Raw genomic sequence first — 4,842 nt, forward strand, 5'->3', positions numbered from 1 at the left:
AACAGAGGGGAAGGAAAAATGGAACAGAATGAAGCCCTGGATCTGAACTGGCTCCCCGAGCAGGTTGATGGCATCTTCGAGGACAGCCATGCCGCCGACGCCGGCCAATGGGAATCCATAGAAAGCCACGATATCAGCCACCAGGCAGCCTGAACCGGCCGTCGGCTTTACCAAGCATTACTCGTGTTCACGCCCCGGATCAGTTAGGCTTGCCGCCCTTTTCCAGCTGATCCTCCCAACTTCATGCATTTTTCAGATCTCGGGCTGTGTGATGCCCTGCAAGCGGCCGTGGCTGAGCGTGGCTACGACACCCCTTCCCCTATTCAGGCCCAGGCCATTCCCGCCGTATTGTCCGGCCGTGATGTGATGGCCGCCGCCCAGACCGGTACCGGCAAAACCGCCGGCTTTACCCTGCCGCTTCTGGAACGCCTGCGCACCGGCACGCCTGCCCGCAACAATCAGGTCCGCGCCCTGGTGCTCACGCCAACCCGCGAGCTGGCCGCCCAGGTGGCGGAAAGCGTCTCCACCTACGGCAAGAACCTGCCGTTGACGTCCAGCGTGGTATTCGGTGGTGTGAAGATCAACCCGCAAATGCAGCGCCTGCGTGGCGGTTGCGATGTGCTGGTGGCCACACCGGGACGCCTGCTGGACCTGTATCAGCAGAACGCAGTGAAGTTCGATCACCTGGAAGTGCTGATCCTGGATGAAGCCGACCGCATGCTGGACATGGGCTTTATCCACGACATCCGCAAGATCCTCTCGAAACTGCCGCCCAAACGTCAGAACCTGATGTTCTCTGCCACCTTCTCGCCGGAAATTCGTGCCCTGGCCAAAGGGCTGGTCAACGACCCGGTGGAAGTGGATATCAGCCCGCGCAACACCACCACCGAACTGGTCACCCAATGGATCGCCCCGGTGGACAAGAGGCGCAAACCCGCCCTGCTCACGCATCTGATTCAGGAGCACGGCTGGTTCCAGGTGCTGGTATTCAGCCGCACCAAGCACGGCGCCAACAAGCTGGCCAAGCAACTGGAAGCCAGCGGCATTGAAGCCGCCGCCATCCACGGCAATAAAAGCCAGAACGCCCGCACTCGCGCCCTGGCCGACTTCAAAAGCGGCAAGGTGCGCGCGCTGGTCGCCACTGACATCGCCGCCCGCGGCCTGGATATCGAACAGCTACCCCAGGTGGTCAACGTGGACTTGCCCAATGTCCCCGAGGATTACGTGCACCGTATCGGCCGCACCGGCCGGGCCGGCGCCACGGGCCAGGCCATTTCCCTGGTCAGTGCCGACGAGTTCCAGCAGCTCAAGGACATTGAGCGCCTGACCCAGCAACAGCTGGAGCGCAAAATCGTGGCGGGCTTTGAGCCCGGCGAACCGCTTCCCGCTGGCCGCGCTCCCTTACCTCCCAAAAACAAACGCCCCAAGAAGCCGAAAAAACCTTCCTCCGGTGGCCACCGGGGCGGGCAGTCGTCCGGTAACGGCCAACGCGCGCATCAAGGCAGCAAGGCCAACGGCAATGGCGGCAATGCAGGTGCAGGAAAACCTGCCGGGAACGGGCAACGTCGGCGCCGGCCGCAACGCAACAACCGTCCGGCAAATGGCAATAAAGCCTGAATCGCATAACGCCCGGTGCCTGACGCCGGATAAAAAAACGGGGCCAGCTGGCCCCGTTTTTTTATGCTGACGCCAACCCTTAACGCTGGCGTAGCAGCCCCTGGTAGTGGGCCATATAACCTTGCAGCTCGGCATCACTCAGATCTTTGAGCACCTTGTTGTTCACCGCATGCACCGCCTTGCGGCTGCCATCCACCCCCACATTCAAGGCCTTCTGGGTCACAAACCCCACCTTCACTTCCTTGGTGTTGGCAACAAAGACTTCATCGATAATCTTGTCTGCCACATCGCCCATGGCGCGGGTCACCAGCGCCACATCCTCGGTGCCTTTGCCCGCCGCACACAGCTCGGTGGCCTTGCGGAATCTCTCGGCAAAGGCGTCATCCACCGGGAACGAAATATGAGCCTGGTTACCGTTGTCGTCACCGGCCTGCCAGTACATGTCTTTCACGTTCGCCAGTACCGGTGCAAATTCCTTGCTGGTGATTTTCTTGAAGATCTGGCGAGTCAGCATGCTGGACGCCTTGCCCGCAGTAGAAACGGCAAAATCGATGACTTTTTTCTGGCCTCCGGACAGTTCGGTCATGTTCGCCGGCTCCACCAGGAACAGACTAAGAACACGGTCGGTCAGATGATCTGCCATCTGGATGAACTTCTCCGCGCTGTCCTTGCGATCATTCTCAACAGCGTGAATGAAATCTTCCGTGCTGTTCACCAGCGCCGGGTTTGCGGGAATCGCCACCACATTTTGCATTGTTATATCCTTGCCTGTTCTGTGTGCCGTGGCCGCCCACCAGGCAGCCCATCAAGCTGGCCATAATAGCGGGGGGACGGGCGCAGGGGAAACGCCGATCAGGCCGGAATAACAAAGCTGATACGTCTTCAGGGCAAACTCGCACTTTGTGTAACCGCACCGGTCTGCATCGGATGGCGGATATCCACCTGTGGCGTAGTCAGCATGGTGCCGTTCATGGCGCAATCCGGCCCCAAACTAACCTGCTCAAAGCTGGCCGAAGCCTCGGGATTACGCCATACCAGCGACACAGGCCCCGGGCCGCAAATCCCCCCAAGCAAGGGCACACGGATTTTAACCTGCATATCATGCACCGTGAGCTTGCGGGGGCTATCCACCTGCCCTTGCCAGGGCAGGCCCAGCGCCTTGATGCTTTTACACAAAGGGTTGAGCCCCCCGAAAGTCACCGCAGTAACACGAAGCCCACCGGCGGCATCCACGCGGCCATCAAAGGTGGTTTCACAGGAAACCGGTATACGGCCTTTTTTCATGGCCAATTCACCGCTGGCGGAAAAGGGCCCAGCCGGCGCCACGGCCACGTCGGCCGATGCGGTAAAGGAAAGCGACAACAACACGATGGGCAAGAGCACGGCGCTCCTGCGGGCAATGACAGTCCTTATCATTGTTATTATTCCTGTTTCGATTCTTATTTTGTCTGCAGCTTTACTTATTATCTCCCCACACCAATATTGTCACGGCAATTCAGCGGCTGCCAATCACAGCACGGCAGATCTTCGCCGCGCTGCTACCGTTAATCGTTCTTTGAAAAATGAATAGCATTCACAGCAATGAGTAACCGATGCTGCCCAGCACTGCCAGAACCACCGCCCACTTGGCTGTTACATAGAACCGCTTATTCTTCCTCTTCACCGATTTAAGGAACGCTTTATACGCGAGAACGCCCTTGCCCAGCTTGTTACCAATGCCAGTGTGACTACTGTCCACGTTGTCAATCATGAACAAGCGATTAAAAAACCAGCCGAAGAACCAGTACGCCTTCTGCACCCATTTACTCTTCAGGGGGCGATCCACGTCAGTCATCAGGATGATGCGCGGAGTGTCCGTGCGATTCCACGCAGAATGAATATAGGTTTCATCGAAGATAATGCTGTCGCCATCGCGCCAGATGTAATCCTCCTCATTCACCGTCAACCCGCAGTTTTCATCATTGGGGGTACTCAGACCAATGGAGTAGCGCAGCGTGTAGGCAAACGGATCGTGATGGCGATTCAGTTTTTTGCCCGGCATCAACACCGCGAACAGGGCGATATTCAGGGTGGGAATCTGCTCCAGCAGCGCCATGGTTTTCGGCGCCAGGTCATAGGCCGAGGGCAGCTTGTTGTCATACACTTTCAGATAAAAACTGGTCCAGCGATTATCCTTGTAAAAACTACTGGCCGGCAGATCCTCTTTCGCCGTAATCAGCCCCCCGTGATACAGCGCCACCGCCTCATCGCGAATGGTTTCCCAATTATCCTCAATCAGCTGTAGCTCTGGCAGATGTGACAGGCTCAGGCGCGGCGTGGTTGGCACCTTGGACAGCAGATAGGCCGGAATATTGAACGGCACCATAAAGGTGGAAAAGTCCGACAGCTGGCGCTTCAGGCCAAACGGTTCCCGGTTACGCACCCGAATAAAAACAATGCAGCCTGCATAAGTCAGCAGACAGGCCAGAATTACGGTCATCTGTTTTCCCTTGGTTCATTGATCCCAGGTTCGAGGCAACCCGCGCTGCCCGAAAAATCGACGGCCGGGATTTTAAAGCAAAATCCCCCGTAAAACCGGGATAATACCTGCCAATTGCCGCCATTGCTCTGTCTGACAGGCCCGTCGGTCTGTTCTCTGCGGCCTTGTCAGCGCCACCATCATTGGCCGACACCCCGGTTAGCGGTACATTCTAGCCTTGCCTTGGCACAACAGCCCCCAGCCTTGAGGAATCCACCCTGTGACGCACCGAATTCTCCCCCTGATCGCCTGCCTGCTGCTCCTGGCACCGTGGAGCCACGCGGACGATAGCTCGCTGACCATCAAGGATGTCATTGATACAGGGGAGAAAGCCGAAGCGGTGATTGCTGACTCCCTGCAAGATGACAGCATTCGACCCGGCGATACCCCCCCTATCGACCATGCTGGCCATCATGAACGCAGCCCAGGACGGAAACTGGGACGCCGCCGGGGCTTACCTGGACATGCGCTACCTGCCCGCAGACATGGCCGACAAGGACGCCGCCACCTTGATGGAGCAGCTGAACATTGTCTGGGGGCAGCAGCGTATTCTCGACCTGACCCGGTTATCCACCCACCCGGAGGGGCACCGGGATGACGGCCTGCCCAGCTACCGGGACAAGATCGCCACCCTGACCCTGCCGGACGACACCCTGACCCTCTATTTGCAACGGGTACCCGGCGATGACGATCGTCGTATCTGGAAA

6 protein-coding genes are annotated in these 4,842 nt (G+C 58.2%); 3 read left to right on the forward strand and 3 right to left on the reverse strand.

Features of this window, described 5'->3' with window-relative positions:
- Nucleotides 1-243 precede the first annotated feature (243 nt).
- The gene (locus tag A3730_RS18955; protein ID WP_063519768.1) at nt 244-1,617 is read left to right on the forward strand and encodes a DEAD/DEAH box helicase; all 1,374 of its coding nucleotides are present in this window, start codon (nt 244-246) and stop codon (nt 1,615-1,617) included.
- A 79-nt stretch (nt 1,618-1,696) separates the two neighbouring features.
- Here the strand turns inward: A3730_RS18955 and A3730_RS18960 are convergent, their stop codons facing one another.
- Complete coding sequence (locus tag A3730_RS18960; RefSeq protein ID WP_063519769.1) at nt 1,697-2,371, reverse strand: hypothetical protein; 675 nt, start codon at nt 2,369-2,371, stop codon at nt 1,697-1,699.
- A 128-nt stretch (nt 2,372-2,499) separates the two neighbouring features.
- Nucleotides 2,500-2,901 (reverse strand): activator protein, encoded by a 402-nt coding sequence (locus A3730_RS18965; protein ID WP_231880593.1) that lies wholly within the window; start codon nt 2,899-2,901, stop codon nt 2,500-2,502.
- On the opposite strand from A3730_RS18965, the gene A3730_RS31875 reads away from it, so the two are divergent.
- A complete protein-coding gene (locus A3730_RS31875) occupies nt 2,900-3,187 on the forward strand; it encodes a hypothetical protein (RefSeq protein ID WP_197468632.1) in 288 nt (95 codons plus the stop codon). The two genes, A3730_RS18965 and A3730_RS31875, sit on opposite strands and share 2 nt — an antisense overlap.
- Before the next feature lie 3 nt (nt 3,188-3,190).
- Here the strand turns inward: A3730_RS31875 and A3730_RS18970 are convergent, their stop codons facing one another.
- Entirely contained in the window at nt 3,191-4,096 is a 906-nt protein-coding gene (locus A3730_RS18970) for an aspartyl/asparaginyl beta-hydroxylase domain-containing protein (RefSeq protein WP_063538685.1), read from the reverse strand.
- Between the two features lie 401 nt (nt 4,097-4,497).
- Between A3730_RS18970 and A3730_RS18980 the strand changes: the two genes are divergently transcribed.
- A partial coding sequence (locus A3730_RS18980; protein ID WP_197477528.1) for a hypothetical protein occupies nt 4,498-4,842 on the forward strand: 345 nt, incomplete at its 3' end.

Source organism: Alcanivorax sp. HI0044, assembly GCF_001634945.1.

What these genes read in the sequence shown, in the direction of transcription:
- A3730_RS18955 (WP_063519768.1), top strand. Translation starts at nt 244, where the DNA reads ATGCATTTTTCAGATCTCGGGCTGTGTGATGCCCTGCAAGCGGCCGTG.
- A3730_RS18965 (WP_231880593.1), bottom strand. Translation starts at nt 2,901, where the DNA reads ATGAAAAAAGGCCGTATACCGGTTTCCTGTGAAACCACCTTTGATGGC.
- A3730_RS18970 (WP_063538685.1), bottom strand. Translation starts at nt 4,096, where the DNA reads ATGACCGTAATTCTGGCCTGTCTGCTGACTTATGCAGGCTGCATTGTT.
- A3730_RS31875 (WP_197468632.1), top strand. Translation starts at nt 2,900, where the DNA reads ATGGCCAATTCACCGCTGGCGGAAAAGGGCCCAGCCGGCGCCACGGCC.
- A3730_RS18960 (WP_063519769.1), bottom strand. Translation starts at nt 2,371, where the DNA reads ATGCAAAATGTGGTGGCGATTCCCGCAAACCCGGCGCTGGTGAACAGC.